This is a genomic window from Bhargavaea cecembensis (assembly GCF_000826125.2).
Taxonomy (GTDB): Bacteria; Bacillota; Bacilli; order Bacillales_A; family Planococcaceae; genus Bhargavaea; species Bhargavaea cecembensis_B.
The window spans coordinates 60,316-86,675 of sequence record NZ_LN651372.1 but is presented as its reverse complement, the minus strand read 5'-3'; the positions used below and the strand labels follow the sequence as shown (position 1 = coordinate 86,675).

The window sequence follows — 26,360 nt, the reverse complement described above, 5'->3', positions numbered from 1 at the left end:
TCACATTCCACAAGACAAGAGAGGTCAATCTGATGAAAAAGTTTTCGATTTTTGCCATCCTCATGGCGTTTATCCTCGTCCTTGGCGCCTGCGGCAATAAAGATGCCGGCAGCAAGGAGACGGACAGCGGCAATGCGTCCGGTGACAACAAAGCGGAAGAAACCGAAACGATCACCATCAAGCATGAGCTCGGCGAAGCGCCCGTCAAGAAAAACCCTGAAAACGTCGTCGTGTTCGACTTCGGCATCCTCGATACACTTGACGAACTCGGCGTGGACGTGAAGGGTGTCCCGCAGGCGAATATCCCTTCTTATCTCGAGAAGTACGCATCCGATGAGTATACGAATGTCGGCAGCCTGAAAGAGCCGGACTTCGAAGCCATCCATGCGCTCAAGCCGGATGTCATCTTCATCTCCGGCCGCCAGGCGGACCTGTATGACCAGTTTGCGGAAATCGCACCGACAGTCTACATCCCGCTTGATACAGCCGATTACCTCAACTCGTTCAAAGAGAACATGAACACGGTTGCCAAGATCTTCGACAAAGAAGATGAAATGAAGCAAGAGCTTGCGGACATCGACGAACGCGTTGCCGGTATTCAGGAAAAGACGTCCAACATGGATGAAAAAGGCCTGATCGTTCTCGGAACAGAGGGCAAGGTCAGCGCGTACGGCCCAGCCTCCCGCTTCGGCCTCATCCATGACGTGTTCGGCGTGAAGCCGGCTGATGAAAAGATCGAAGCATCGACACACGGCCAGAACATCACGTTCGAGTACATCCTCGACACGAACCCGGACATTCTGTATGTCATCGACCGGGATGCTGCCATCGGCGAAGATTCAAGCGTCAAGACCTCCCTTGAGAATGAACTCGTTCAAAAGACGAACGCCTATAAGAATGATAAGATTGTCTACCTGAACGGTGAAGTCTGGTACCTTGCCGGAGGCGGACTCCAGTCCATGAAAGAAATGATCACGGAAATCGAAGACAGCCTTTGATTGGAAGAGATGAAATGCCGGCGGGTCCCCAAAGGGCCTGCCGGTGTTTTTTTGTTGCTGAGGAAATGATAAAGGACCCAATCGTGAAGTGTTAATTAGCTATATATGTTGAAATAAATATTGTGCATTGTATGTGGTGATTGGAGTGGAAGGCGGCGACTCCTGCGGGAACAGCGCGAGCTGAAGACCCCGCATGTGCTGTCCAACGCTTCGCTTTTGGACGCAGGCGCCAAACTCCGTATTGGCGCCGACTGAAGCCGTGCCCGCGGAAAGCGTCCGCCTGCAACAGAAATCAACAATGACTTGAAAACTTATCCTAAACTTATATAGCTGAGACGTTAATGATCCAGGGACGCAGATGCAAAATCAGGCTCCTGGCGCTTAGCGCCCATGTTCTTAAAAAGAGGGATCAGGCCAATCAACACACCCTTCTTGTTCTTGGTTATAGGAAATAATGACCAAACCGACGCTGCCGGATGTTGGCAAGTCTTGGACATGATACAATGGAGCAAGAATAATCGATAACGGAGGTGGACACCATGGACAGAAATTGGTGGATGGCCGTCGTTTCGGCCGTCACCGTCGTCCTCTCCGCCGGACTCGCCTCCGCTTTGTACACGAATCCCGCCATTGCGCTTGATAACGGCATGGCGGATCTGCTGGAAGGAAACCGGGTGCTCGGATGGTTTACGATGTTCGGGGACGTGAGATTCATTGCGGTCGTCGTGTTCGTGGCGGCGCTGATTATCTTCCTCAAAAGGAACTGGACGGGCCTCGTTTTCCTCGTCCTTTCTCTCGGAGGCGGCACGGTCCTCAACCAGGGGCTGAAACAGATCTTCGGACGGCAGCGGCCGGATATCGCCGATCAGCTGACGAGCTTCAGCTTTCCGTCGGGCCATTCTCAGATGAGCTTCCTTTATCTTGCGACGATCGCCGTGCTCCTGGCGAAGTCGATCCGGTCGCAAGCGATGCGGCTGGCGGTCTGGATTTCGGCCGGTGTCCTGATCGTGCTGGTCGGAGCGTCAAGGATCGCACTCGGAAGACACTTTGCGACGGATGTACTGGGCGGATGGCTCCTCGCCGCGGCCTGGCTCTTCCTGCTGCTGTTCCTGTTCGGCAGGGCGGAGAGACGACGCGGACAAAATTGAGAATCATTTTTCGGGGCGGTTGCTGTTAGAGGACGGCCCCGTAGTGGTATAGAGAAGGCAACAGGCAAGAAGGTTGTGGTCATATGAAATATCGGATCGATGAGGAACTTGTCCGTCTTGGCCAGGAGCGGATGGGCGATGCGCCGGTGGAAGGATTTGTCTACGGGCAGGGGCTGCGGGAGCCGGAGCTGATGCTGATCGGCGAGGCTCCGGGCGAATTTGAGCTCGTCGACGGAATTCCGTTCATCGGACGGGCGGGCCGCGAACTGATGGCATCGCTTGATTCGATCGGTCTCACCCGGGACGACGTGTACATCACGAGCGCCGTCCGGAGCCGCCCGTACAGGTGGGGCACGAAAAGAGAGCGCGACGGCACGATGACCGAGCGGAAATACAACCGGACGCCGAATGCGAGAGAAATCCTTGCGCACGCCCCGCTGCTCGACGATGAGCTGGCGAACGTCCGGCCGAAGATCATTGTCACCCTCGGGAACATCGGCCTGCAGCGCCTGCTCGGAAAAAGCGTCAAGGTCGGTGACGTGCACGGACAGCTTTTGCAGGCGCCGATCCAGCACCTGGCCGATCTGTCCGATAAAAAATACAGCCTGACGGAAAGCCCGAGGACGATCATTCCGACGTTTCATCCGGCCTCCGTTTTTTATAACCCGAAGCTCCGGGAAGCGGTGAAGCAGGACTGGCAGGCGATCGGAGAGGCCCTCCGGCAGTTCGGCGGAACCGGTTTTGACCGGCAGTAACAATAGACAGTAAAAAGGAGGCGGGCCGGCATGACGCACAACTCGGATGAAAAGAAGCGGCCATCATCGTCCTGCCCGCAAAGTGGAAACAACAGCGGGCCATTCAGTGCTTCTGATGCCTACTATCTGCTGGAACATATGTCGGACGGATTTTACATGCTGGAGAATGATTGGACCTTCATTTACCTGAATGAAAGGGCCTATGAAATACTCGGGAGGCAAGGGGAGGATCTGATCGGATGCAGCGCCTGGGATGAGTTCCCCGAGGCGGTGGATGCCGGTCTCCGGTCCGCCTACGGGCAGGCGCTTGAAAGCGGCGAGCGGCTCCAGACAGAGATTTACTATAAACCGCTCAACACCTGGTTCGGCGTGACGGCCCAGCCTGTCGGAAAAGACCGGCTCGCCGTCTATTTCAGCGACATCAGCCAATACAAAAGCGTTGAAAGCCAGCTGGAGTACATGGCCTACCGGGATGACCTGACCGGCCTTCCGAACCGCCGTGCGGCATTGGAACTGACCGAAGCCATGATCACGGAGGGCAACCGATTTTCCGTCATCCTCCTCGACATCGACGGTTTCAGGCAGTTGAACGATCTGTACGGGCACGACACGGGTGACCGCTATATATTCGAGATCTCCAAGCGGCTGAAAGAGATTGCCGGCCCGGAAGACGTGATTGTCCGGACCGCCGGCGACGAGTTCATGTTCCTGTCAGACCGCACGGAGACCGGGGATCTGGACAGATGGGCAAAGGATATTCTGAAGTCGATCAGCTATCCGGTCAAACTCAGTGCCACGTTCAACTTCAGCACAACGGCAAGCATCGGGATCAGCCGCCATCCGGAAGACGGGGAAACGGTGGGCAAGCTGCTCAGCACCGCGGACACCGCAATGTTCGAATCGAAGCTGCAGAGGGGGAACTGCTTCTCGATATACCATGACGAGATGAGGGCGAAGCTGGAACGCCGCCGCATCATCGAAGATGACCTGTTTTCCGGAGAGTTCAGGGAAAAAGGGTTTTATTGCGTGGTGCAGCCTCAGATCGACGGCTCCGACGGCCGGCTGGCCGGCATCGAAGTGCTGTCCCGGTGGGAGCACCCCGTCCTCGGTCCGATTTCGCCGTTTGAATTCATCCCGGTGGCGGAGGACAGCGGTGCCATCCATCGCCTGACCGGCCATCTGCTCGAGCTGATTCTAAGCGAGGCGGAAAGGTGGCTGCGGGAATACGGCGACATCCCCAAAATTGCCGTGAATGTCACGCCGCACTTGCTTGAGGACAAGGAATTCTATGCCAATACGGTCCATGACCTGGAGATGTATGGCATCTCCCCGGACAAGCTGGAAGTCGAGATTACGGAGGAAAGCGAACTGCTGACATCCAATCTGATCCTCTCGAACTTGAGGAAATGCCAGGATGCAGGGATGACCGTCTCGATCGATGACTTCGGCACCGGGTTTTCGGGCTTGTCTTACCTGACCAACTTTCCGGTCGATAAAATCAAAATCGACCGGTTCTTCATCAATCTCATCGGCCGTTCGGACAAGTCCGAAGCGATCCTTCTTTCCATCATTACGCTCGCCGAGGGTCTCGGTCTTGATGTGATCGGAGAGGGCGTCGAGACGGACGAGCAGCTCCGGTTTCTCATTGCCGCAGGGTGCCCCCTTGTCCAGGGCTATTATTATGACAAACCGCTCTCGCTCGAAGTGTTTGAAGAGAAGTATTTGGCAGGCCGGCTGGCGAAGCCGGAATGAGCCCGGTCCCCGGATCGCCGTTTCAACACAGACGGCGGCAGGGGCCGAATTTTTTTTGGAATGAAGTTGCTTGAGGGAAACTCAGTGAATATACTGTTCTTAAACAAAACAGGAAAGTGGTTGGATGAATGGACGGAAACGTAGGTCTGGCACTCGGTCTCACAGTACTGGCGGGGCTTGCGACGGGCATCGGCAGCCTGCTCGCTTTTTTTACGTCCAGAACGAATACGAAGTTCCTTTCCGCGGCGCTCGGGTTTTCGGCGGGAGTGATGATTTACGTCTCGCTCGTTGAAATATTCGTCAAAGCGAAGGTCGAACTGACGGCAGAGCTCGGGATGAGGCCGGGGTATTGGGCAACGATCGCCGGGTTCTTCGGCGGCATGCTTCTCATCGCGCTGATCGACCACTTCATCCCGTCGGCGGGAAATCCGCATGAAGTGAGAGGAGTCGAAGACGTCGGTGCCGGGCCGACGAACGACGAATACGCCAAGTTGAGGAAAATGGGCATGTTCACGGCGCTTGCCATTGCGATCCATAACTTCCCCGAGGGGATTGCCACGTTCACGTCCGCCCTGCAAGATCCGGCGCTCGGCGTGGCCATCGCCATTGCCGTCGCCATCCATAATATCCCTGAGGGCATTGCGGTCGCTGTTCCGATTTATTATGCGACCGGCAACCGGATGCAGGCGTTCAAGCTGAGTTTCCTGTCGGGGCTCGCCGAACCGGCGGGGGCCGTCATCGCATTCCTGATCCTCATGCCGTTCCTGAACGGCGTCATGTTCGGGGTGATCTTCGCGGCGGTCGCCGGCATTATGGTGTTCATTTCGTTGGATGAACTGTTGCCCGCCGCCCAGAAGTTCGACGAAGCCCACCTATCGATCTACGGTTTGATCGCCGGCATGGCGGTCATGGCAGTGAGCCTGGTTCTCGTGTCTTGACACATGTTGTCAACCTGTCTGGGAAGTTGTATAGTTAGGGAGGTCGAATGACTACTAAAACTGTAAAGACAGGTGAATGAATTGGCAACCACAGCAACAGCACGGCGGAAGACGGAATCCGCCATTTCCAAGAATAAACTGCTCGGCACGGCGGGGCTCGCCTGGATGTTCGACGCGATGGACGTCGGCATTCTGTCGTTCGTCATTGCGGCGCTTGCCGCCGACTGGGCACTGACACCCGGGCAGATGGGCTGGATCGGCAGCATCAACTCGGTCGGCATGGCGGTCGGCGCGTTTGCATTCGGATTGCTCGCCGACCGGATCGGCCGTAAAAATGTATTCATCATGACACTCGTCCTGTTCTCGGTGGCGAGCGGACTTTCCGCCGCCACAACAGGATTAGCCGCATTCCTCGTGCTTCGGTTCATCGTCGGAGCGGGACTCGGCGGAGAGCTGCCGGTCGCCTCGACGCTCGTCTCCGAAAGTGTGGATGCAAAAGAGCGCGGCCGCACGGTCGTCCTGCTGGAAAGCTTCTGGGCGGCCGGCTGGCTCATCGCCGCGCTGATCTCCTATTTCGTGATTCCGGAATACGGCTGGCGGATTGCGCTTGTGCTGACGGCCATGCCGGCGTTCTATGCAATCTACCTCCGGCTCCATTTGCCGGACTCCCCCGAATTCACGGCGAAAAAAGAGAAAACGGGCACGGTCGGCCAGAACGTGGCGGCCCTTTGGTCGGCCGGTTACCGCAAGCCGACCGTGATGCTCTGGATCGTCTGGTTCACGGTCGTCTTCTCCTACTACGGCATGTTCCTCTGGCTTCCGAGCGTCATGGTCATGAAAGGCTTTGACCTCATCCACAGCTTCGGCTACGTGCTCCTCATGACGCTCGCCCAGCTGCCGGGCTACTTCACGGCCGCCTGGTTCATCGAAAGGATCGGCAGGAAGTTCGTGCTGAGCGTTTTCCTGATCGGCACGGCGGTGAGCGCGCTCGTCTTCGGCAGTGCCGATGAGACGTGGATCCTGCTCACGGCAGGCGCGTTCCTCAGCTTCTTCAATCTGGGGGCGTGGGGCGCCCTGTACGCCTACTCGCCTGAACAGTACCCGACCGTCATCCGCGGAACGGGGACCGGCACGGCCGCTGCGGTCGGCCGGATCGGCGGCATCTTCGGCCCGCTCCTCGTCGGCTCGCTCGTCGGTGCGGGCGTCGGCCTGGGCCCGATCTTCGCAATTTTCTGCGGGGCGATCTTGATCGGCGTGGCGGCGGTCGTCTTCCTCGGAACGGAGACGAAGCAGATGGAACTGGAATGACATGATGGCAACCCCTTTCCTGCAATGGCGGGAGAGGGGTTTTGATTTGGCCGGAATGGCGCCCCTCTCTATAATGGAAATCAGAGAGGACTGGGACGCATGAAATTGGAAATCAGAAAGGTGTCAAAAGAAAATGAGGCGGAGATCATCCGTCTCAAGGTGGGGGAAGATCAAAGGGATTTCATTGAGACGCCTGAACAATGTCTGGAAGAAGCCCGGATTTGGACGGAATACCGGCCTGTCGGTCTGTACGCCGACGGACAGCCGGTAGGATTTGCGATGTACGGCTGGCTAGGCGACGGAAAAGGCGGCGGGAATCTTTGGATCGACCGTCTGCTCATCGATGAAAGGCCCAGCGCCGCGGGTACGGCCGGCGCTTCATGGAGAGGCTGATGGAGAAGGTACTGGACGAGTACGGGGAACAGCCGATTTATCTGAGCGTTTTTCCGGACAATGAAGCAGCTATCCATCTTTACGAGAAGCTCGGGTTCGTGTTGCTGGATGAATACGACACGAAGGGCGAGCAGGTAATGAAAAAAGGATAGGATGCCCCCAATGGAAAAGGCGCCCGGTCTCTTGCGTGAGACAGGCGCCTTTTCGCGCAGCGCGGTTAGAGCTCCTCGACCCTCTGGAGGATCTCAGTATAAACTTCTTCCAAAGATTTATCGTGACCGTTCTCATCTTCCAAATAAAAATACCAGGCGTCTTCCCGGTTTTCGGGCCCGTCCGTGTTCAGATAAACCGTCGAATGCGAGCCGTTGTCCAAGTCGAAACCGGTTTGATAGGAGACCCCTTCCGTGATGAACGGCAAATGTCCTTTGTCGGCATCCACGAACGCCGAAGGAATGGACAGGCTGCGGAAGAACGAGGTGTATTCGTCGGTGGAAAGTTCTTCTAAAACATCCGGCATGACGAACAGCGCATCATAATCGGCGGACAAGTCATCGGCTTTGTCGGCAATTCCGTCGAGCGGGATCTCTTCGAATGTGACTCTTTCGTTTGTGTATTCCGGTTTTTCGCCGGCAAATGCAATCTTTAATGGCTTGCCGTCATACTCGGCCTTTTCCGGATGGCCCGGTGAACAGGCGGCCAGCGAGAGGACAAGCAGCAAGACAAGCAGGTATCCTTTTTTCAACGAATCAACCCCTTTGAAAAGAGACAGTCTCTCTTTCATTGTAAATGCTTTTTGGGGGTTGTGAAGTGGATTCTGAAAAATAGAACGGAACCGAAGCAGCCGGGAGCCGTATAGAAGGAAAAGGGGAGGGATGGCTGGATGGACATCCGGAATTTCTATGTGAAAGTGGACCCGGCAAGAGCGGCGGATCTCGCGATGGAAGCCATATCCGTTTCTCTCAGCGGACGGCTTGTGGACCGCTACGAACGGGACTGCGGCGAACGGAAGATGGTCGTGCTGACGATGGAGAAATACTTTATGCGCACGAACAGCCGGGCGACGCTCACACTCGTCGCCGACGACTTCGAAGGAAAGACGAAAGTCCGTTTCATCGGATCCGGCGGCGGGGAGGGCGCTTTCCTGAGGTTCGACTGGGGGGCCGGCGCAAGCTTTGCCGAAACGGGAGAGCGGGCGCTTGCGGCTTATAGGATCATTGGAGATCAAGGAGGGAAAGGCTGAATGAAAAAGCGAGTCGAAATGGAAACTGTTTATATCGCAGGCGGCTGTTTATGGGGCGTACAGGCTTTTATCAAAACGTTGCCGGGAGTCGAGTTCACAGAAGCAGGAAGGGCCAATGGAACCGGTTGTACGCTCGAAGGGGAGTACGACGGATACGCCGAATGTGTTAAAACGAGATTTAATCCGTCGGTGGTGACGGTCAACGACCTGATGGGCTACCTGTTTGAAATTATCGATCCCTACAGTGTGAACAGACAGGGAGAGGATGTCGGTCCGAAGTACAGGACCGGAGTTTATAGCGAGATGCCCGAACACTTGAAGGAAGCGAGGGCGTTTCTTGATGAAAGGCCGGATCGTGACCGGATCGCCGTCGAAGTATTGCCGCTGGCAAACTACGTGAGAAGCGCAGAAGAACATCAAGACCGCCTGGATAAGTTTCCGGATGATTATTGTCACATTCCGAAAAAAGTATTGAGCAGGCATAAGTGAGCGAAACCGTTTGACGGCGCGAACCGCGGAATTCAAGCTTTCCTGTTGCAGGCAATCAAAAAAGCACCCGTTGCGGGTGCCGAGCATGATTTTTGTGTGTTTCCGTCAGGCGGCTCTGTTTTGGGGCGATGAAAGTCCGGTTTTGGCTTTGTAGTCCAGCACGAGCAGGACGTTCAGAACAGCGAGCAGAAACACCATCGTGAGCGGGATCAGCCACTGGCCGGACGGGTTGGCCCCCCATCCGATAGCGGTGGCCGCGACGGCCATGACCGGCGCGAGGATGTAATACGCCTTCGTCCTGTAGATCCAGCCGTACGGGAAAAGATGGGCTCCCGTGATGACGGCGAAGACGAGGAGCATCGCCTCCGGGTGCACGCCGAATGCCCAGAAAACGAGCGGGAAGTACATGAACTGGGCGATGTTCAGGATGAGCCCGAGTCCGGCGAGGGGATTTCCTTCCGACTTCCAATCGGTCTTCAGCAGTGTTGACAGTCCGACCGAGAGCGGGAACATGATTCCCGTGAGCATGAGCATTCCGATGTTCTGGATCCGGAGTTCGAGAGACAGAGTGAACAGCGCGGTGATCAGTATCCAGACAGTCATGGCCGACAGCAGAAACGGCAGGCCGTTTTTATTCCGCAGGGCCAGGTCTTGCCTCAGTTCGTTCAAATCCATTCAAACCCCTCCTCTTAAGGTCCGCGACGGGATCAGCGGGTCGTCAGATGCGGCCAAAGAACATCTGCCCAGATTGAGTAGCCGAGGTCGTTCGGGTGGATGCCGTCTTTCAGGGTGTCCGGCAGTGCGATGGCGCGGCTGTCCATTTCGGCGAGCATTTCGTCATGCACGTTTACATAGTCCCAGCCCTGTTCCTTGATGAAGGCCTCCGTGCCGTATACATAATCGGTGAAGCGGAGGCCGAGTGCGTTGACGGGCGGTCCGAATTGATTGTCCGTGCACGGGTTCGGCGACAGGAAGGCAATCCGCGTTTCCGGCAGTTCGGCTGAATAGAGCGCATGCAGCTTTTCGAGTGATTGGTAGGTCTCCTCGAGTGGTACATTCTTATTATGGTTGTTGATGACGGATGTCTCGATGAGCAGGACGTCCGGCTCCGATGCAAGGATCGGAGCGGTCACTTCGTCTTCGAGCAGCCGGACGGACGTGTAGCCGGAATGCCCGAAGTTTTCGATCTTCAGCCCCTTCAGTGCGGGGTAGGCGAGGCGGAGGTGCTGCTCGGTGAGGCCCCGCCATGTGTTCGCCTGCGCGGTGGCTCCGGTGCCTCGCGTGACGGAGCTGCCGGTGACGGCCATCCGGGCTTCGCCTGCGGAAAGCGCCCGGTAGACAAGATAGTCTGCGACCGGCTGTCCGGGATTCAGGAACGGGTCGACCGATTCGATTTTCTGGACGTCGGCGGCTGCGCGGCCGCCGCGTCCGTCCGGCCTGAACAGGAGGAGCAGTGCGCCGGCGATTGCGATGATGACGATCCATCTGATTCGTCTCATCGGACGTCCTCCCGTTCGGGTGCCGGGTATTTCAATGCGTTTTTCGCCATTTTCCGCCGGGCCGCCTCTTCCAGGTCGATGCCGAGCACGTCGGCGAACTGAAGAAGATAGATGAACACGTCCGCCGCCTCGTCTTCGATGGCCTCGCGGTCTTGCCTGAGCGCCTCTTCCCCGGACCTCCACTGGAAATGCTCCAGCAGTTCGGCCGCTTCGAGCGATATGGATATGGAAAGGCTGCGGGCGTCCCGGTTGCCGCGGGACCAACCGCGCGCTTCATTGAATGCAAGGATTTCTTCTGTGAGCTGTTTCACTTGCTGCTTCCCCCTGTGCGCGTTTTCCTTGAGTATACAACAGATCGGGGCGACAATGAATGGAAGAAAGTATGGATTTTGGAGGGATGACCATGTACGAGCCGATCGACCCCGGGTTTTTCCGGCAGCCGGTTCTGGAACTGGCACCGGCGCTGCTCGGCCAGTATATCGTCCATGCCACGCCTGAAGGCTTGACGGCGGCGCGGATCGTTGAGACGGAGGCGTATCACGGGCCGGAAGACCGGGCCGCCCACAGTTTCAATAATCGCCGGACGAAGCGGACTGAGATCATGTTCGGAGCGCCCGGCCTCGTCTATACGTATCAGATGCACACCCACACGCTCATGAATGTCGTCGCCGGGCCTGAAGGGACGCCCCATGCGGTCCTCCTCCGGGGCGCCGAGCCGGTGGACGGGCTTGCGCTCATGCAGCAGCGCCGCGGGGAGCAGCATCGCATCCCCGACTTGACGAACGGGCCGGGCAAGCTGTCGAAGGCGCTCGGCGTGACGATGAAATACTACGGCAGCCGCTGGTACGAGGAGCCGCTGTTCATCGCGCCGGGACCCGGTCTCGGCGGGGAGATGGAAACGGGCCCCCGTGTCGGCATCCAGAACACCGGCGAGGCGGTCGGCTACCCGTGGCGTTTCTATGAAGCGGGCAATCCGTTCGTCTCGAAGTATCGCTGATGTTTGGAAGAATGTCGAAAGGGAATAAAACGAAGGTAGACATTTTTAAGGAGTGATCGGATTGGCTAAGATTGCAACGGTAATTACGAACCTGTTCGAGGACGTGGAGTATACGGATCCGGAAAAGGCGTTCAAGGATGCCGGCCATGAAGTGGTCACGATCGAAAAAGAAGCGGGCAAGCAAGTGAAGGGCAAGCAGGGCGAAGCGACGGTGACGATCGACAAAGGGATCGATGACGTCAGCGCCAAGGATTTCGACGCCCTCTTCATCCCGGGCGGCTTCTCCCCGGACCAGCTTCGTGCGGACGAGCGCTTCGTGGAATTTGCAAAAGAATTCATGGACGCGAAGAAGCCCGTGTTCGCCATCTGCCACGGCCCGCAGCTGCTCATCACGGCCAAGGCGCTGGAAGGGCGCAATGCGACGGGCTATAAATCGATCAAGCAGGATATGATTTATGCCGGCGCGGACTACGCGGACCAGGAAGTCGTCGTCTGCCAGGATCAGCTCGTCACGAGCCGCCAGCCGGATGACATCCCGGCGTTCAACCGCGAGTCGGTGAAACTGCTCGAAGGGAAATAAGGGTAAAATGAAAAGCGCATCCTGGTGGGTGCGCTTTTTGCGTGCGGAAATTCGATGGCTTCCGGTATTTCTTCGACTGCCGGAGATAAGCATTGACTTATATAAGACGCCGCTAATATAATCAACCGGTATTCTTTTATTTTGGAGGGATTCCGGTGGAACTTGCGGAACTTGAATTATTCATGAAGGCGGCAGGGGACGGGACCCGGCTCAGAATCCTGCAGCAGATCGCGGGAGGTCCGGTCTGCATCTGCGATCTGACGCCGCTCGTCGGCCTGACGCAGCCGGCGGTGAGCCAGCATCTCAAGCGGCTCAAAGAGGCAGGGATGGTCACAGGCGAAAAGAAGGGGCGGTGGACGTTCTGGTCGCTGGAAGAAACGCATCCGCTCCACGGCGTCCTCGTGGACCTAATTTCCCGGCTGCCGGCTCCGGAGCGCACGGTCGCCGGCCTGGAGAAGGACGGGATGAAAGGTTGCTGTGACGCATGACGGCCTGGCTCGCGGCACTCATTTTCCTCGTTACTCTCGTGTTCGTCATCTGGCAGCCGAGGGGGCTGTCGATCGGCTGGTCGGCGGTTGCCGGAGCGGCCATCGCACTTCTTGCCGGAGTGGTCAGCCTGCAGGACGTATGGGACGTGACGGGCATCGTCTGGAACGCGACGCTCACGTTCGTTGCGCTGATCCTGATCTCACTCATACTCGACGAAATCGGGTTCTTTGAATGGGCGGCGCTGCATATGGCGCGGTTTGCGAAAGGGAGCGGCGTCCGGATGTTCCTGCTCGTCACGCTCCTCGGTGCGATCGTCGCGGCGCTGTTCGCAAATGACGGGGCGGCGCTCATCATCACGCCGATCGTGCTCGCCATGATGCGCGCACTCGACTTCAAGGACAAACTCATCCTGCCGTTCATCATGGCGTCGGGCTTCATTGCGGATACGACGTCGCTCCCGCTCGTCATCTCGAACCTCGTGAACATCGTCTCGGCGGACTTTTTCGGCATCGGGTTCACGGAGTATGCAGTGCGGATGGTCGTGCCGAACTTGTTCAGCCTGGCTGCGAGCATGCTTGTTCTGTATTTGTATTTCGGGCGCAGCATTCCAAAGACATTCGACGCCTCAAAGCTTGCGGAGCCCCGGACGGCGATCAGAGACCTGAAGCTGTTCCGTCTGTCGTGGGCGGTCATCTCGGTTCTTCTCGCCGGATATTTCCTGAGCGAGGCATTCGGCATTCCGGTCTCCTTCATCGCCGGCGCGGTCGCTCTGATCTTCCTGGCGATTTCCGCGCCGAGCCGGGCGGTTGACGGAAGGGCGGTCATCAAAGGGGCCCCTTGGGCGATCGTCTTCTTCTCGGTCGGCATGTACGTCGTCGTGTACGGACTCCGCAACGCGGGCCTCACCGACGTCCTCGCCTCGCTCATCGAATGGACGGCGGGCCACGGCCTGTACGCCGCGACCGTCGGCATGGGTTTCATCGCGGCGATTCTGTCTTCGGTCATGAACAACATGCCGACCGTCATGATCGACGCGCTCGCCATCCAGGACGCGGACGTGCCGGAGCGGGTGCGTGAAGCCCTGATCTACGCGAACGTCATCGGTTCCGACCTCGGCCCGAAAATGACCCCGATCGGCTCGCTTGCCACACTCCTCTGGCTCCATGTGCTGTCGCTGAAGGGCGTGAAGATTTCTTGGGGCTATTATTTCAAAGTCGGAGTGGTGCTGACGATCCCTGTGCTGTTTGTGACGCTGACGGGGCTTTATTTGTGGCTGGAATGGTGAGTGTGATCCGGGACGGGAAGCTTCGGGTGTAATCGGAGGCCGCCTGAGTGTAATCCGGAGGGCCTCGAGTGTAATCGGAGACGTCTCCGGCGCTGTCCGGACTGGCCCATTCATCTAAAAAACCCCCGATCCGGTTTCCCGGTCGGGGGTTTTGCCGTTCATTCGATTAAGCGGTGACGGCTTCGAGTTCAGCCGCAGGGCCGAAGAATTCGAAGTGGATGTTGTCGAGCGAGACGCCGAGGGCACGCAGTTCGCGGATCATGGCGTTCATGAACGGTGCCGGGCCGCAGACGTAGACATCGCTGCCGTCGAGGACGCGGCTTGCGAGGAAGTCGCGGTCGAGGAACCCGTCCGTGTCGGAGTAGCGGACTGAGTACGATACGTTCTCGCGACCGGCCGCCATTTCACGGAGGTCGCCGTCAAATGCCTGGAGCTGCGGGTTGCGGGCAGAGTGGATGAACGATACTGCGCGTTCAGGCTGGTTGTTCGTGATGTGGTCGAACATCGACATCATCGGTGTGAGGCCGACGCCTCCGGAGATGAGTGTGACCGGAGTTGTCCCTTCAGTATCCAGGTAGAACACGCCTGCCGGTGCGCTTACTTCGATCTTATCGCCTTCGTTCACTTGGCGGTGCAGGTAAGTGGACACTTTGCCTTCAGGATTGCACTCGTCTTCACGCTTCACGGAAATGCGGAACATGTCTTCTTGAGGTGCGCGGGACAGGCTGTACTGGCGGATCATCGTGTACTTTTCGCCGGGGATCGATACACGGATCGTGAGGTACTGGCCAGGAATATACGAAGGAACGCCTTTGCCGTCAGCCGGCTTCAGGTAGAAGGAAGTGATGACGTCGCTTTCTTCCACTTTTTTCGCCACGACGAAGTCCTTGAATCCGTCCCAGCCGTTTTCCTGGTTGGCTGCTTCTTCATACATTTTCTTCTCTACGCCGATGAACGCGTCGGCGATGGCTTCGTATGCTTCGCCCCATGCACCGATGATCTCAGGAGTGGCGGCGTCGCCGAGCACTTCCTTGATGGCGCCGAGGAGGTGGTAACCGACGATCGGGTAGTGTTCAGGACGCACGTTGAGGCCGCGGTGCTTTTCGCCGATCTGGACGACGACCGGCACGATGGCTTCCAGGTTGTCGATGTATTTGGCGGCTGCGAGGACGGTGTTGGACAGGGCCGTCTGCTGGCGTCCGCGGGACTGGTTCGCGTGGTTGAAGATATTCAGGAGCTCCGGATGAGCTTCAAACATGTTTTTATAGAAGACGGTCGTAATCGTTTTGCCGTGCTGCTCCAGGACAGGAACTGTGGATTTTACGATATCGATTGTTTGTTGGGAAAGCATTGCACTCTCACCTTTCGTCTGTGTGTTTTGTTCTTGACTCAAGAATACTGCGGTCTTGTTTTTAAAGCAATATATAAAATACATGTTTAAGCGGCTGTCGAAATTCAGTCACATGCCATTCAAAGAAAAGACAAATTTTCGGCTGCGGCGCTTTTCTTTATGGATTGGGGCACAGCGCTTATAATATGGATAGAAAGGCGAGTGACCATACATGAGACTCACGATGTATACCGACTATTCCCTGCGCGTCCTCATGTATCTCGGGACAAAAGGACCGGGAGAGCTGTCGACGATCCAGGGGATTTCGGATGCGTACGGCATATCGAAAAACCACCTGATGAAAGTGACGCATGAGCTTGGGAAGATGGGGTACGTCGAAACCATACGCGGACGCGGCGGCGGGGTGAAACTCGCCGTCCCGCCGGAGGAGATCAATATCGGGGCGGTCGTCCGCCAGACGGAAGATGACTTCAATATCGTCGAATGCTTCAGTTCAACGGCGAACCAGTGCATCCTGAGCCCGATCTGCGGCCTGCGGGGTGCATTGAACCGCGCCCTCCTCGCGTATCTCGCCGTTCTCGACGAATACACGCTCGCCGATTTCCTCATCAACAAAGATGACCTCGCCGCCTTATTGTCGACTGGCGGATTATGATAAACTAGGTAGGGAAAATTTGAAACAAGACGGGCAGGAGGAATGGTTGCAATGACAAAAACACTTGTTTTCGGACATAAAAACCCTGACACGGACTCCATCACGGCGGCGATCGCCTATGCGTATCTGAAGAAAGAACTCGGCATGGACGCAGAGGCGGTCCGTCTCGGAGAAGTCAGTGATGAAACGGCGTACGCACTCGAAAAATTCGGTTTTGAGGCGCCGCGCTTCGTGGAAAAAGTGGCGGCTGAGGCCGGGCAGGTCATCCTCGTCGATCACAATGAGCGCCAGCAGAGCGCGGACGACATTGAAGATGTCCGCGTCATCGAAGTGGTGGACCATCACCGGATCGCGAACTTCGAAACGGCCGATCCGCTTTATTACCGGGCGGAGCCGGTCGGCTGCACGGCGACGATCCTGAACAAACTCTACAAGGAGAACGGTGTCGAGATCCCGAAAGATATCGCGGGCCTCATGCTGTCGGCGATCATCTCCGACTCGCTGCTGTTCAAGTCGCCGACGTTCACGGAAGAAGACCGGAAAGCGGCGGACGAGCTTGCGGCGATCGCCGGTGTGGATGCGGAAGAATACGGCCTCGCCATGCTGAAGGCGGGCGCCGATCTGAGCAAGAAAACCCTCGATGACCTCATCAACATGGATGCGAAAGAGTTCGAGGTCGGCGGCAAGAAGTTCGTCATCGCCCAGGTGAACACGGTCGACGTGGACGACGTGCTCAGCCGCAAGGAAGAGCTGGAAGACCTGCTTTACCGCGTGATTGCGGAGCGGGAGCTGTCCCTCTATATGCTGGCGATCACGGACATCCTCGAGAACGACTCGACGGTCCTCATTCTCGGAAGCGAAGCCGAAGCCGCGAGCGGTGCCTTCCACGCTCCGCTTGAGAACAACGTCACCAAGCTGAAAGGCGTCGTCTCCCGGAAAAAGCAGATCGTTCCGGTGCTGACAGAAGCCCTCGCTGAATAAAATCATGACAATCTCCGGACTGCGTGCCCGGGGATTGTTTTTTATTTAACGTATTGGTCGATATAATATAGATCCGCAACGCTTCAACGAAGATACACAACGTTTCAGCAAAGATACACAACGTTTCACGATTGTGTCTCCCTCTGAGTAAAGAAGTTGGCAGGCGCCGCGGGAATGGGCGAGGCACTCATGGAAAGCGCTGGTTAGGTGGAGAGAGGGCGAGTTGACACTCGCCCTCTCTAACTTGACATTCACCCGCCTGCCGTTTCGGCCGCCTTGCTTGCGCCCGGAGCGGCAGGTTTGGAATAATGAAGGCATCGGATAAACGGAAGGGGGAGGGATATGGACAAAAACAAACGGGTGGCGGATTCGCCGGTCGCCCAGTTCATCATGATCACGATCGGAGCGGTCATCGCGGCGATCGGCCTGCAGCTGTTCCTCGTGCCGAACGCCATACTCGACGGCGGGGTCATCGGCCTGTCGATCATCCTCTCGGAGATGACGCCGGTTTCCCTCAGTATCTTCATTGTCCTGCTGAATGTCCCGTTCCTGTTCCTCGGGTACAAGCGGCTGGGCCTCAAGTTCACGGTCGAGGCGCTTTACGGGATCCTGGTCCTCTCCATCGCGACGAAGTTCTTTGAGCAATTCCCCGTCGTCACCGAGGATCTGTTCCTTTCGACCATCATCGGGGCGGTCGTGCTCGGCGTCGGGGTCGGCCTCGTCATCCGGACGGGCGGGGCGCTCGACGGCACGGAAATCCTCGCCATCCTGATCAGCAAGCGGCGGCCGATTTCAGTCGGCCAGATCGTCATGATCATGAACGTCTTCATCTTCACGCTCGCCGGGCTGCTCGTCTTTACGTGGGAGACGACGTTCTATTCAATGATCACGTATTTCATCGCCTCCAAGGTGATCGACATGGTCGTCGAGGGACTCGATGAATCCCTGTCCGTCATGATCATTTCAGAAAGGGCGGACGAACTCGCCCATGGCTTTTTCGAAGCCGTCGGCCGGGGGGTCACGTTCCTCAACGGGGAGGGCGCCTTCACGAACGATTCGAAGAAAGTGATCTACACCGTCGTCGACCGCTTGGAAATGGCCCAGCTCCGGACCGTCATCCGAAACGTCGACCCCGAAGCATTCGTCGTCGTCCAGCGGGTGAATGAAATCTCCGGCAGCAACTTCATGGACACGGGAAAATGAAAATAAACCGGCTCCCTGCATGCGGGGGACCGGTTTTCGTTTATTCGAACAGATGCCGCAAGTATCGTTCCGGGCTGTCGAGAAAATCTTTTGTCAGCCGGACGTGTTCAATTTCGCCGAATGCAGCCGGCTCAAGCCGTCCGCCGCGGATCTCGTACAGATCCGCACCCGGATAAGCCATGAGGATCGGGGAGTGGGTGGAGATGAGGAACTGGGCGCCTTGGCCGACCATGTCATGCAGCATCGCAAGGAGCGCGAGCTGGTTGGACGGAGACAGCGGAGCTTCGGGCTCATCGAGGATATAGAAGCCGCCGGGCCGGAAGCGCGCCCCGAACAGGTCCAGGAAACTTTCGCCGTGTGACCGCCTGTCCAGTCCGTCCCCGTAAAGGTTGCGGAGTTCCGCGTACGTCCGGGCATGGGGCATGACCTCAAGACTGCCGGGGCTGCGCTCTTGAATCTCTTCCACCGCGGCCCGCGCGTCTTCCCGCATCCGGGCGACTTCGATCGTATAGGTGATGAAATCCATGGCACGGAAGAAAAATCCGTTCCTCGTCTTCACCGACCAGGAAAGGGACAGCCGGTCTGCCAATTCTTGCGCGTGGGCGAGCGACGGGTTCCCTTCCATCGGCAGCCGGCTGATCAGGATGCTGTCCGCTGCCGCCGCGATCCCTTCGAGCAGTGTCGTCTTGCCGGTTCCATTGTCGCCGGCGATGATGGTGACCGGGGCACGGAAAGTGAACTCCCGGAACTCTTGGATAACAGGCAGGCTGAACGGAAAGCGTCCGATGTCCGGCAACGGCCCCGCCATGCTCACTCTTTTTAAAATCATCCGATCCGCCCCCTTTTCTCCCACTCTAACAGAAGGGGGCATGCGGTTCCACGGATAATCCGCATGCAAAAAACAGGCGGAGGGGGACCCCGCGCCTGTCGTCAGAACTCATTCAGCTTAAATCCAGCGGTTTTGTGGCCGGGCCTTCCAGCACCGATCCGTCTTCGCGGAAACGGGAGCCGTGGCACGGGCAATCCCATGTCCGGTCGCCTTCATTCCACCGGGTCTTGCACCCCATATGCGTGCAAGTCGGAGAGTCGAGGCGGACGGTGTAGCCGGTCGCCAGCTCGCCGGCGACGAGCCCGTTGATCTTCAGCCCCTGCAGGAGAAGGGCGCCGAAGCCGGTGCGTCCCGGGTCATACAGCTTGGTCGCCGCATTTTCACGCCCTGTGATCAGGTCGCGGAGGATTTTGGAGCCGGCCAGGGAGTTGGAGAGCCCCCATTTGCGGAAACCGGTCGCGATATACACATGCGGCAGACTGTCGGAGATCTGGCCGACATACGGCACGAGATCCGGCGTCTGGGGATCCTGCGCCGACCAGCTGTGTGTGATGCCTTTCAAGTGGAACAGGTTCTCCAAGTCTTCCGCCAGCCGTCCGTACTCTTCGTCCGTTTCCTTTTTCATGCCGGCCGTATGGTTGCTTCCCGCTAGCATCATATAGATCTTCCCGTCGATATTCGCCGTCCGGATCGACCGCTGAGGGGAATCGACAGAGATATACTGGTCCTTCAGTTCGCGGTCGGTCGGAGCGACGGAGATGTAAGAGCGGTTGACGGCCAGCTTGATGATGTTCAGGCCGCGGAATCCCCTGATCGGATAGTGGGTCGCGAGGACGAGCTCTTTGAATTCGACCATCCCGCCGGTCGACAAGGAGACGGTCCGTTTCTTGAAGTCCATCGTCCGGACGGCGGTCATCTCATAGATCCGCGCCCCGTGATCCGCTGCCATCCGGGCGAGCCGCTGGCCGAAACGGAACGGATGGATCTGGAGCTCGTCGACCATCGAGAGCGAGGCCTGGACAGGGAACGGCAGCTCGGTCTCTTTGCCGAACGAGCCCTGGATGCCGATCTCCCGGTAAGCATCCCATTCCCGTCTCAGTTTCTCCGTGCCGTGCCGGGTCTGCGAGAAGATGTATGAATCGGACGGCCTCGCCTCGCCCTCGCCGGCGATGTCCCTTCCGCGGCGGACGGCTTCTTCATTCGCCTCGTAATAAGTCCGCGCGCCGTCCTTGCCGAATTGCTTGAGCAGATCGGAATAGACGTAGCCGTGCTGGGCCGTCAGTTTCCCGGTGGAGTTTCCGGTCGTGCCGGCAAGGATGCGGTCGCGTTCGACGAGGACGACATCCTTGCCGGCCGCGGCTAGCTGTTCGGCGGCGGCGATGCCGCTCAGCCCTCCGCCGACGATGCAGACGTCACAGCGGATGCGGCCATGGGCCTGGGGGAACTTGTCTCGCGGATATCCGGTGTCGAGCCATAGCGATTGAGTCAATTTGACATCCTCCATTTCGGTGAATAAGTCCTCAAAAACAGACGGCGTGGGCTAATTAGTTGTCCGGCGGCCGCCGATGTCCCTACAATGGTAAAAAGAAGAAAGAGGGATGCACATGAAAATCGAAGTCTGGTCTGATTATGTTTGCCCATTTTGCTACATCGGTAAACGGAAACTTGAGAAAGCCCTGATTGAAACCGGTCTGAAGGACAGCGCTGAAGTGGTCTACAAGAGCTTCCAGCTGGACCCGAACTCTCCCGAAACATCCGAGCACACGATGGCCTCGGCAGTGGCGGCCAAGTACGGCATCTCGCTCGAGGAGGCAAAAGCCTCGAATGCGAACATCGCGGCGGCCGCAAAAGAAGTCGGCCTCGACTATAATTTCGACGCGATGCGGCCCGGCAATACATTCAATGCGCATCGCCTCGCCAAGTGGGCGGAGGAATCCGGCAAGGGGGCGGAGATCACTGAGAACCTGCTCCGCGGCTACTTCATCGAAGGCCGGGAAATCGGCCGAAAAGAAGTGCTCGCCGACATCGCTGAAGAGACGGGCCTCGACCGGCAAAGTGCGCTGGATGTCCTTGAGTCAAACCGCTACGGCGCCGATGTCAAAGGAGATATCGGCGAAGCCGCCGCGCTCGGCGTACAGGGCGTTCCGTTCTTCGTCCTGAACCGGAAATATGCCATATCCGGCGCCCAGCCGGACGAACTGTTCCGGTCCGCACTTGAAAAAGCGGCTTCCGAAGAGAAATAATGACGAACGCCGCACGGCTTGGGGCAATCCCGGCCGTGCGGCTTTTTCATCGTCACCGTCACTCCCGGAAACAGGCCCCGGTGGAACTTGTCAAATTGCCGGCCACGAAGCATACTATATACTTGTGAAGGACTTGAAACTGATTAAAGAAAAGCGATGCGTCCTGAGGCGGGAAGTCCGTCCGGATCATCGCTGACCGGCAATGAAAGGACTGCATTTCCATGAATAAACGGCAATGGGCCGATAAGTTGAAAACGATGCTGCGGGAAGAGGACGTCAAGGTGGATGAGCCGCTGTCGCTCCACACGGCAACGAAGATGGGCGGCTGCGCCGACCTGTTCGTCACACCCCGGACGGAGGCGGAGACGCAGGAAGTCGTCCGGTTCGCATACCGGAACGAAATCCCGCTTCTCTTGCTCGGGAACGGATCCAATATGGTTGTCCGGGACGGCGGCGTGAGGGGGATTGTCCTGAATCTGGGGAACCTCGATGACATCCGGGTCGACGGGGGCCATGTGTACGCCGAAAGCGGAGCGGATATCATCGCGGTCTCCCGCGCGGCTGCGGCCGCCGGGCTTGCGGGCTTTGAGTTTGCCTGCGGGATCCCGGGATCGGTCGGGGGCGCAATGGTGATGAACGCCGGTGCCTACGGCGGAGAGATCAAGGACATCATCCTCCGGTGTACGGTCCTGACAAGGGAAGGCGAGCGTCTCGTGCTGTCAAAAGACGACTTGGACCTCGGGTACCGGACGAGCATCATTGCGCGGAACGGCTATTATGTCCTGTCCGCCGAATTCGAACTCGAGGAAGGCGCCCAGGAGGAAATCGACGCGAAAGTCGCGGACCTCACCCATCAGAGGGAATCCAAGCAGCCGCTCGAATATCCGTCCGCGGGCAGCGTGTTCAAGCGGCCTCCGGGCTATTTCGCCGGAAAGCTGATCCAAGATTCCGGAATGCAGGGCAAAGGCTACGGCGGCGCGGAAGTTTCTACGAAGCACGCCGGCTTCATCGTCAATAAAAACGGCGCCACCGCGACCGACTATATCCGGACGATCGAAATGGTGAAGGCGGAAGTGAAAAAGAACTTCGGCGTCGATTTGGAGCTGGAAGTGAAAATCGTGGGGGAAGAAGGATAAGGAAAGGATCGGATCGGGGGCTGCGGCCTCTGATCCTTTTTTCGTGTCCATATTCGGATAAAGATAACGCTCCCGGCGATAAAGATAACGTTTTACCGCATAAAGATAACGCTTCCGGCGATAAAGATAACGCTTTACCGGATAAAGATAACGCTCCTCAGGAAATCCGTTTTTGAGAGAACCTGCCCCGGCCCGGCTCATAAAAAAGCCGCAGATCCAAGGGGAATGGACTCCCCAAAATCTGCGGCTTTGAATTATTGGACGTGTTTTTCTTCGGCGATCCGTTCGACGGTCCCCGTCTCTTCGATTTGGTCGTCGTGGACGTGGACCTGGCACATCTTGTGGTCGTGCATGAACTTGAAGATGCCGTTGTTGAAGTCGGTGCCGATCTCTTTGAAGAAGATGCCTTCGAATTCGCAGCCTTTCGACATCGTGAAGCTGACGCGGTAGCCGTCCTTTTCCTTGACGAGGTAGGCGCGGACGCCTTTTTCGTACATGCCTTCCTCTTCGGATTTGACGGTCCGGGCGACGGAGACGACGTGAAGGTCGGCAAAGGGGATTTCACGGAGGAGGACGTTGATGAATGATCCTTTCGTGATCTCCTCCCAGCGGCTCTGGGCAGTCTGTCCGACGATGATTTGGGTGATGTTATGTTCGTAGGCCACTTCCTTGATGACTTTGGCGGACGGGCGCTTTTCGTCGTCGCGGAGGAAGAAGGCTTCCGCACCGAGTTCATCGGCCAGCTCCTGCCAGCTTTCCACGTAGGCGGATTTGTCGGCGTCGAATTCATCGAACGGCAGCGGATCGACCGTCAGGATATAATACGGGCAGTCCAGCATGCTGGCCATCTGGTGTCCCCGGCGGATGAGCCGCTCGCCGTTCGGTCCGTAATAGACACATACAAGGATGCGCTCGTCCATCCCCGGTTTTTTCATCATGGCGGATTTCACCTCTTGTTCATAATCGCGTGGTCACGGGCCAAACACCCGGAGAACCAAGACATTATAAGACATCGCCCCTGCGAAGGCAATATGCCGGGCGGGCATGTTAGCAGGAGCGCCTTGTTTCCTGTATAATTGATGATTGGGGAAATACCGGCACGGCAGGCGTCCCGCATGTCGCGGACAGGGTCTCCCTTTTTGTACATATGCCGGTCTCAGGATTCTTCGGGTCCGGGAGTCCGGCCTGTCGCCCATATTATGCGCCCTGCCGGCCGGTCCGTCAAGGTCTCCCTTGCCACTGCACTTATGGCCATGCCTACCATTGGAGGGTCTCTATGCTTGTCATTCTCGGAATTATCTTTCCTTTTGCCGTGGCGGCGGTCATTCCGCTGCTGTACCGGCTTGTCCCGAACCGGCATATCGGCTGGTTCGTCGCGGCGGTTCCGCTTGTCCTGTTCGCCGGGCTTTTGCGGATCTTGCCGCGGATCGCCTCCGGCAGAACCGCGGATGTCACCGTTCCGTGGATCCCGGAGGCGGGGATCGACCTGTCGCTCCGCATCGACGGGCTCAGCATGATCTTCGGTCTCCTCATCACCGGGGTCGGTGCGCTCGTCGTCCTTTACTCCATCTATTATCTGTCCGAACGCGAGTCGCTCGGCCATTTTTACACGTACCTTCTGATGTTCATGGGGTCGATGCTCGGGGTCGTCTTCTCGGACAACCTCATGGTCCTTTACGCGTTCTGGGAGCTGACGAGCATTTCCTCGTTTCTGCTGATCGCGTTCTGGTACCACCGGAAAGGATCCCGCTACGGGGCGCGGAAATCGATGCTCATCACCGTGTTCGGCGGGATCGCGATGCTCGCCGGGTTCCTGATGCTCTACGCGATGACCGGCACGTTCAGCATCCGGGAGATTATCGCGCTCCGACCGGAATTGTCCGGGGAGGCCCTGTTCATCCCGGCGCTCGTGCTCGTGCTTCTTGGAGCCTTTACAAAATCGGCCCAGTTCCCGTTCCACATCTGGCTGCCGGACGCGATGGAGGCGCCGACGCCGGTCAGCGCGTACCTCCACTCCGCCACGATGGTGAAGGCGGGCATTTATCTCATCGCCCGGTTCACGCCCGTCTTCGGCGGCACGGACACATGGTTCTGGACGGTCAGCATCGTCGGAACCGTCACGCTTCTCTGGGGTTCGTTCAATGCGGTGAAGCAGAACGACCTGAAGGCGCTGCTGGCTTATTCGACGATCAGCCAGCTCGGCCTCATCATGAGCCTGCTCGGCTTCGGTTCGGCCGCGCTTTCCGCAGGGACGGATGCCGGGAAGGTCTTGTTCGCGCAGGCCGGGTTTGCCGCGCTGTTTTATATGGTCAACCACTCGACGTTCAAGGGGCTCCTGTTCATGGTCGTCGGCATCGTCGACCATGAGCTCGGGACCCGGGACATCCGGCGGCTCGGCGGGCTGATGACGCTCATGCCGGTGACGTTCACACTGGCGGTGATCGGCAGTTTCTCGATGGCCGGCCTGCCGCCGTTCAACGGCTTCCTCGGCAAGGAGATGTTCTTTGAATCCGCGGTCGATATCGGTTCGGGCAATCCGTTTGCGGGGGCCGATGTGTCGGTCCTGTTCCCGGTGATCGGCTGGGTGGCGAGTGTCTTCACGTTCGTCTATTGCACGATCATCGTCTACCGGACGTTTCTCGGGCCGCGCCAGCCGGAGAAGGTGGACCGTGTGCCGCATGAAGCGCCGAAAGGCATGCTGCTGCCGCCGGTTATTCTGGGGATCTTCGTCGTCGGCATCTTCTTCTTTCCGAATCTTGCCGGAAAATATGTGATCGGTCCCGCCATGCCGGCGGTGTTTCCGACGCTTGCCGGAGAGTCCGGCCTCGTGCCGGAAATCGCCGCCTGGCACGGGATCAACACGCCGCTTCTCATGTCGCTTGGAGTCATTGCGGCGGGGGCGATCCTGTTCATCACGCTGCGTCACTGGCGCGTCATTTACCGGGTGGCACCGTTCAGGTGGAATCTGGACATCGTGTACCGTCGCATCCTCGGTGTCGCGGAAGGCGGCTCGACGCTGCTGACAAACAGGTACATGACCGGCCGCCTGCGGGATTATTTCGTTTATATCTACGTGTTCTTTCTCGTTGCGGCGGGCAGCGGCCTGTTCCTGACGGGGGCGTTCAAGCCCGATTTCCGGATGGGGCCGGTCGCCGTCTATGAGGTTGCCTTCGTCCTCATCATGTCGTTCGCAGCGATCGCCATGCCGTTCGTGAAGTCACGGATCACGGCGACTTTGCTCAACGGAGTGCTCGGTTACTCGATCGCCATCTTCTTTATCTACTTCCGGGCGCCGGACCTCGCGCTCACCCAGACGGTCATCGAGACGGTGACGACCGTGCTGTTTCTGCTCTGCTTCCGCTTCCTGCCCGAGTGGAAGCCGGAGCGGGCACCGGCAAGGAAGAAAATCTTCAATGCGATCATCGCACTCGGCGCCGGTGCGCTCGTCACCGGGTTTGCGCTGACAGTCCGGGGCTATGACATCTTCGAAACGATATCCGGCTACTTTGAGGATTCCTATACGCTTGCCGGAGGCGGCAATATCGTGAACGCGATCCTCGGGGACTTCCGGGCGTTTGATACGATGCTCGAAGTCGTCGTGCTGTTCATTGCCGGGATCGGCGTCTACACGCTCATCGTGCTGAGGCCGAGGAAAGGGGGCGGGGACATTGAAGGGAAATGATGTGATCCTCCGGACGGTCTCCAGGATCGTCGTCTTCATCATCCTGACGTTCGGCGTCGAATTGTTCCTGTCCGGCCACAACAATCCGGGCGGCGGGTTCATCGGCGGCCTGGTCCTCTCGTCGGCGCTCGTTCTCCTGTATGTCGTCTACGACATCGAGACGGTTCATCAGGGCGTGCCGCTCGATTTCAAGAAAGTCGCAGCATTCGGGGCGATGCTCGCCGTCCTGTCCGGAACCGGGGCGGCGGTTCTCGGCAAGCCGTTCCTTTCCCAGGCATTCGGCTATTTCGACTTGCCGATCTTCGGTGTGACGGAGCTTGCGACCGTGACGATCTTCGAGGCGGGCGTTGCGCTCACCGTCATCGGGACCGTCGAAACCATCATTCTCAGTATCAGTAAGGATGTGTAG

The 26,360-nt window shown here is 57.9% G+C and carries 29 protein-coding genes; 21 read left to right on the top strand and 8 right to left on the bottom strand.

Annotated features, from left to right (window positions below; translation table 11 throughout):
• Window positions 1-32 precede the first annotated feature (32 nt).
• The 8 genes from BN1189_RS03140 to BN1189_RS03105 all read left to right on the top strand — a co-directional run bounded on the left by BN1189_RS03140 (window position 33) and on the right by BN1189_RS03105 (window position 7,444).
• Window positions 33-998: a siderophore ABC transporter substrate-binding protein gene (locus tag BN1189_RS03140; protein ID WP_040225333.1), complete on the top strand. Its 966-nt coding sequence runs from the start codon at window positions 33-35 to the stop codon at window positions 996-998.
• A 539-nt stretch (window positions 999-1,537) separates the two neighbouring features.
• Window positions 1,538-2,146, top strand: coding sequence for a phosphatase PAP2 family protein (locus BN1189_RS03135; RefSeq protein ID WP_052455601.1), 609 nt, complete (start codon window positions 1,538-1,540; stop codon window positions 2,144-2,146).
• Between the two features lie 83 nt (window positions 2,147-2,229).
• Window positions 2,230-2,901, top strand: a complete 672-nt coding sequence (locus BN1189_RS03130; RefSeq protein WP_040225330.1) for a uracil-DNA glycosylase — start codon at window positions 2,230-2,232, stop codon at window positions 2,899-2,901.
• A gap of 30 nt (window positions 2,902-2,931) precedes the next feature.
• Window positions 2,932-4,653, top strand: coding sequence for a putative bifunctional diguanylate cyclase/phosphodiesterase (locus tag BN1189_RS03125; RefSeq protein WP_052455600.1), 1,722 nt, complete (start codon window positions 2,932-2,934; stop codon window positions 4,651-4,653).
• Between the two features lie 128 nt (window positions 4,654-4,781).
• A complete protein-coding gene (gene zupT / locus BN1189_RS03120; RefSeq protein WP_040225329.1) occupies window positions 4,782-5,591 on the top strand; it encodes a zinc transporter ZupT in 810 nt (269 codons plus the stop codon).
• Window positions 5,592-5,756: 165 nt separating this feature from the next.
• Window positions 5,757-6,899 carry an MFS transporter gene (locus tag BN1189_RS03115; protein WP_082194119.1) on the top strand — a complete coding sequence of 381 codons (1,143 nt, stop codon included), beginning with the start codon at window positions 5,757-5,759 and terminating at the stop codon, window positions 6,897-6,899.
• Between the two features lie 99 nt (window positions 6,900-6,998).
• On the top strand, window positions 6,999-7,292 hold the full coding sequence (locus BN1189_RS03110) for a hypothetical protein (protein WP_082194112.1): 294 nt from the start codon (window positions 6,999-7,001) through the stop codon (window positions 7,290-7,292).
• Window positions 7,292-7,444 (top strand): GNAT family N-acetyltransferase, encoded by a 153-nt coding sequence (locus BN1189_RS03105; protein ID WP_257125362.1) that lies wholly within the window; start codon window positions 7,292-7,294, stop codon window positions 7,442-7,444. Before BN1189_RS03110 ends, BN1189_RS03105 begins: the two co-directional genes overlap by 1 nt.
• 65 nt (window positions 7,445-7,509) lie before the next feature.
• Here the strand turns inward: BN1189_RS03105 and BN1189_RS03100 are convergent, their stop codons facing one another.
• Complete coding sequence (locus BN1189_RS03100) at window positions 7,510-8,034, bottom strand: hypothetical protein (RefSeq protein ID WP_040225468.1); 525 nt, start codon at window positions 8,032-8,034, stop codon at window positions 7,510-7,512.
• Between the two features lie 138 nt (window positions 8,035-8,172).
• Between BN1189_RS03100 and BN1189_RS03095 the strand changes: the two genes are divergently transcribed.
• Both BN1189_RS03095 and BN1189_RS03090 read left to right on the top strand, forming a co-directional pair.
• Entirely contained in the window at window positions 8,173-8,532 is a 360-nt protein-coding gene (locus tag BN1189_RS03095; protein ID WP_040225327.1) for a DUF6054 family protein, read from the top strand.
• A gap of 18 nt (window positions 8,533-8,550) precedes the next feature.
• Window positions 8,551-9,021 carry a peptide-methionine (S)-S-oxide reductase gene (locus BN1189_RS03090; protein WP_040225466.1) on the top strand — a complete coding sequence of 157 codons (471 nt, stop codon included), beginning with the start codon at window positions 8,551-8,553 and terminating at the stop codon, window positions 9,019-9,021.
• A gap of 105 nt (window positions 9,022-9,126) precedes the next feature.
• On the opposite strand, the gene BN1189_RS03085 is transcribed toward BN1189_RS03090, so the two are convergent.
• Genes BN1189_RS03085 through BN1189_RS03075 form a run of 3 tightly spaced genes read right to left on the bottom strand, consistent with a single transcriptional unit; the run spans window position 9,127 to window position 10,831 of the window.
• The gene (locus tag BN1189_RS03085) at window positions 9,127-9,696 is read right to left on the bottom strand and encodes a DUF7010 family protein (protein WP_040225324.1); all 570 of its coding nucleotides are present in this window, start codon (window positions 9,694-9,696) and stop codon (window positions 9,127-9,129) included.
• Window positions 9,697-9,728: 32 nt separating this feature from the next.
• The gene (locus tag BN1189_RS03080; protein ID WP_040225321.1) at window positions 9,729-10,520 is read right to left on the bottom strand and encodes an SGNH/GDSL hydrolase family protein; all 792 of its coding nucleotides are present in this window, start codon (window positions 10,518-10,520) and stop codon (window positions 9,729-9,731) included.
• Complete coding sequence (locus BN1189_RS03075; protein WP_040225319.1) at window positions 10,517-10,831, bottom strand: nucleotide pyrophosphohydrolase; 315 nt, start codon at window positions 10,829-10,831, stop codon at window positions 10,517-10,519. Before BN1189_RS03075 ends, BN1189_RS03080 begins: the two co-directional genes overlap by 4 nt.
• A 92-nt stretch (window positions 10,832-10,923) precedes the next feature.
• On the opposite strand from BN1189_RS03075, the gene BN1189_RS03070 reads away from it, so the two are divergent.
• The 4 genes from BN1189_RS03070 to BN1189_RS03055 all read left to right on the top strand — a co-directional run bounded on the left by BN1189_RS03070 (window position 10,924) and on the right by BN1189_RS03055 (window position 13,871).
• The gene (locus tag BN1189_RS03070) at window positions 10,924-11,517 is read left to right on the top strand and encodes a DNA-3-methyladenine glycosylase (protein WP_040225316.1); all 594 of its coding nucleotides are present in this window, start codon (window positions 10,924-10,926) and stop codon (window positions 11,515-11,517) included.
• Window positions 11,518-11,578: 61 nt separating this feature from the next.
• Window positions 11,579-12,097: a type 1 glutamine amidotransferase domain-containing protein gene (locus BN1189_RS03065; RefSeq protein ID WP_040225312.1), complete on the top strand. Its 519-nt coding sequence runs from the start codon at window positions 11,579-11,581 to the stop codon at window positions 12,095-12,097.
• Between the two features lie 155 nt (window positions 12,098-12,252).
• A complete protein-coding gene (locus BN1189_RS03060; protein WP_040225310.1) occupies window positions 12,253-12,585 on the top strand; it encodes an ArsR/SmtB family transcription factor in 333 nt (110 codons plus the stop codon).
• A complete protein-coding gene (locus BN1189_RS03055; protein WP_040225307.1) occupies window positions 12,582-13,871 on the top strand; it encodes an arsenic transporter in 1,290 nt (429 codons plus the stop codon). The genes BN1189_RS03060 and BN1189_RS03055 overlap by 4 nt, the downstream gene beginning before the upstream one ends.
• Window positions 13,872-14,037: 166 nt before the next feature.
• Here BN1189_RS03055 and hmpA read toward each other — a convergent pair whose 3' ends face one another.
• Window positions 14,038-15,222 (bottom strand): NO-inducible flavohemoprotein, encoded by a 1,185-nt coding sequence (gene hmpA, locus BN1189_RS03050; protein ID WP_040225304.1) that lies wholly within the window; start codon window positions 15,220-15,222, stop codon window positions 14,038-14,040.
• 211 nt (window positions 15,223-15,433) lie between these two features.
• Between hmpA and BN1189_RS03045 the strand changes: the two genes are divergently transcribed.
• The 3 genes from BN1189_RS03045 (at window position 15,434) to BN1189_RS03035 (ending at window position 18,061) form a co-directional block, all read left to right on the top strand.
• The gene (locus tag BN1189_RS03045; protein ID WP_040225301.1) at window positions 15,434-15,877 is read left to right on the top strand and encodes an RrF2 family transcriptional regulator; all 444 of its coding nucleotides are present in this window, start codon (window positions 15,434-15,436) and stop codon (window positions 15,875-15,877) included.
• 51 nt (window positions 15,878-15,928) lie between these two features.
• Window positions 15,929-16,858: a manganese-dependent inorganic pyrophosphatase gene (locus BN1189_RS03040; protein WP_040225298.1), complete on the top strand. Its 930-nt coding sequence runs from the start codon at window positions 15,929-15,931 to the stop codon at window positions 16,856-16,858.
• Window positions 16,859-17,200: 342 nt separating this feature from the next.
• A complete protein-coding gene (locus BN1189_RS03035; protein ID WP_040225295.1) occupies window positions 17,201-18,061 on the top strand; it encodes a YitT family protein in 861 nt (286 codons plus the stop codon).
• Between the two features lie 40 nt (window positions 18,062-18,101).
• Here the strand turns inward: BN1189_RS03035 and BN1189_RS03030 are convergent, their stop codons facing one another.
• Both BN1189_RS03030 and BN1189_RS03025 read right to left on the bottom strand, forming a co-directional pair.
• The gene (locus tag BN1189_RS03030; RefSeq protein WP_040225293.1) at window positions 18,102-18,890 is read right to left on the bottom strand and encodes an AAA family ATPase; all 789 of its coding nucleotides are present in this window, start codon (window positions 18,888-18,890) and stop codon (window positions 18,102-18,104) included.
• A gap of 112 nt (window positions 18,891-19,002) precedes the next feature.
• Window positions 19,003-20,379: an FAD-dependent oxidoreductase gene (locus BN1189_RS03025; RefSeq protein WP_040225292.1), complete on the bottom strand. Its 1,377-nt coding sequence runs from the start codon at window positions 20,377-20,379 to the stop codon at window positions 19,003-19,005.
• Between the two features lie 115 nt (window positions 20,380-20,494).
• Between BN1189_RS03025 and BN1189_RS03020 the strand changes: the two genes are divergently transcribed.
• Together BN1189_RS03020 and murB are read left to right on the top strand one after the other, a co-directional pair.
• A complete protein-coding gene (locus BN1189_RS03020; protein ID WP_040225290.1) occupies window positions 20,495-21,133 on the top strand; it encodes a DsbA family oxidoreductase in 639 nt (212 codons plus the stop codon).
• Window positions 21,134-21,354: 221 nt separating this feature from the next.
• Window positions 21,355-22,269, top strand: coding sequence for a UDP-N-acetylmuramate dehydrogenase (gene murB, locus BN1189_RS03015; RefSeq protein WP_040225288.1), 915 nt, complete (start codon window positions 21,355-21,357; stop codon window positions 22,267-22,269).
• Between the two features lie 254 nt (window positions 22,270-22,523).
• On the opposite strand, the gene BN1189_RS03010 is transcribed toward murB, so the two are convergent.
• Window positions 22,524-23,207, bottom strand: a complete 684-nt coding sequence (locus BN1189_RS03010) for a histidine kinase (protein WP_373604609.1) — start codon at window positions 23,205-23,207, stop codon at window positions 22,524-22,526.
• 338 nt (window positions 23,208-23,545) lie between these two features.
• On the opposite strand from BN1189_RS03010, the gene BN1189_RS03005 reads away from it, so the two are divergent.
• On the top strand, window positions 23,546-25,951 hold the full coding sequence (locus tag BN1189_RS03005) for a Na+/H+ antiporter subunit A (protein WP_040225287.1): 2,406 nt from the start codon (window positions 23,546-23,548) through the stop codon (window positions 25,949-25,951).
• A complete protein-coding gene (locus tag BN1189_RS03000; RefSeq protein WP_040225286.1) occupies window positions 25,938-26,360 on the top strand; it encodes a Na(+)/H(+) antiporter subunit B in 423 nt (140 codons plus the stop codon). Before BN1189_RS03005 ends, BN1189_RS03000 begins: the two co-directional genes overlap by 14 nt.

Excerpts from the sequence above, each read along its gene's own strand:
- BN1189_RS03020 (WP_040225290.1), top strand. The coding sequence starts at position 20,495 with ATGAAAATCGAAGTCTGGTCTGATTATGTTTGCCCATTTTGCTACATC.
- BN1189_RS03110 (WP_082194112.1), top strand. The coding sequence starts at position 6,999 with ATGAAATTGGAAATCAGAAAGGTGTCAAAAGAAAATGAGGCGGAGATC.
- BN1189_RS03125 (WP_052455600.1), top strand. The coding sequence starts at position 2,932 with ATGACGCACAACTCGGATGAAAAGAAGCGGCCATCATCGTCCTGCCCG.
- BN1189_RS03055 (WP_040225307.1), top strand. The coding sequence starts at position 12,582 with ATGACGGCCTGGCTCGCGGCACTCATTTTCCTCGTTACTCTCGTGTTC.
- BN1189_RS03140 (WP_040225333.1), top strand. The coding sequence starts at position 33 with ATGAAAAAGTTTTCGATTTTTGCCATCCTCATGGCGTTTATCCTCGTC.
- BN1189_RS03095 (WP_040225327.1), top strand. The coding sequence starts at position 8,173 with ATGGACATCCGGAATTTCTATGTGAAAGTGGACCCGGCAAGAGCGGCG.
- BN1189_RS03115 (WP_082194119.1), top strand. The coding sequence starts at position 5,757 with ATGTTCGACGCGATGGACGTCGGCATTCTGTCGTTCGTCATTGCGGCG.
- BN1189_RS03035 (WP_040225295.1), top strand. The coding sequence starts at position 17,201 with ATGGACAAAAACAAACGGGTGGCGGATTCGCCGGTCGCCCAGTTCATC.
- BN1189_RS03090 (WP_040225466.1), top strand. The coding sequence starts at position 8,551 with ATGGAAACTGTTTATATCGCAGGCGGCTGTTTATGGGGCGTACAGGCT.
- murB (WP_040225288.1), top strand. The coding sequence starts at position 21,355 with ATGAATAAACGGCAATGGGCCGATAAGTTGAAAACGATGCTGCGGGAA.
- BN1189_RS03010 (WP_373604609.1), bottom strand. The coding sequence starts at position 23,207 with ATGATGAAAAAACCGGGGATGGACGAGCGCATCCTTGTATGTGTCTAT.
- BN1189_RS03085 (WP_040225324.1), bottom strand. The coding sequence starts at position 9,696 with ATGGATTTGAACGAACTGAGGCAAGACCTGGCCCTGCGGAATAAAAAC.
- BN1189_RS03105 (WP_257125362.1), top strand. The coding sequence starts at position 7,292 with ATGGAGAAGGTACTGGACGAGTACGGGGAACAGCCGATTTATCTGAGC.
- BN1189_RS03070 (WP_040225316.1), top strand. The coding sequence starts at position 10,924 with ATGTACGAGCCGATCGACCCCGGGTTTTTCCGGCAGCCGGTTCTGGAA.
- hmpA (WP_040225304.1), bottom strand. The coding sequence starts at position 15,222 with ATGCTTTCCCAACAAACAATCGATATCGTAAAATCCACAGTTCCTGTC.
- BN1189_RS03130 (WP_040225330.1), top strand. The coding sequence starts at position 2,230 with ATGAAATATCGGATCGATGAGGAACTTGTCCGTCTTGGCCAGGAGCGG.
- BN1189_RS03135 (WP_052455601.1), top strand. The coding sequence starts at position 1,538 with ATGGACAGAAATTGGTGGATGGCCGTCGTTTCGGCCGTCACCGTCGTC.
- BN1189_RS03080 (WP_040225321.1), bottom strand. The coding sequence starts at position 10,520 with ATGAGACGAATCAGATGGATCGTCATCATCGCAATCGCCGGCGCACTG.
- BN1189_RS03040 (WP_040225298.1), top strand. The coding sequence starts at position 15,929 with ATGACAAAAACACTTGTTTTCGGACATAAAAACCCTGACACGGACTCC.
- BN1189_RS03030 (WP_040225293.1), bottom strand. The coding sequence starts at position 18,890 with ATGATTTTAAAAAGAGTGAGCATGGCGGGGCCGTTGCCGGACATCGGA.
- zupT (WP_040225329.1), top strand. The coding sequence starts at position 4,782 with ATGGACGGAAACGTAGGTCTGGCACTCGGTCTCACAGTACTGGCGGGG.
- BN1189_RS03005 (WP_040225287.1), top strand. The coding sequence starts at position 23,546 with ATGCTTGTCATTCTCGGAATTATCTTTCCTTTTGCCGTGGCGGCGGTC.
- BN1189_RS03045 (WP_040225301.1), top strand. The coding sequence starts at position 15,434 with ATGAGACTCACGATGTATACCGACTATTCCCTGCGCGTCCTCATGTAT.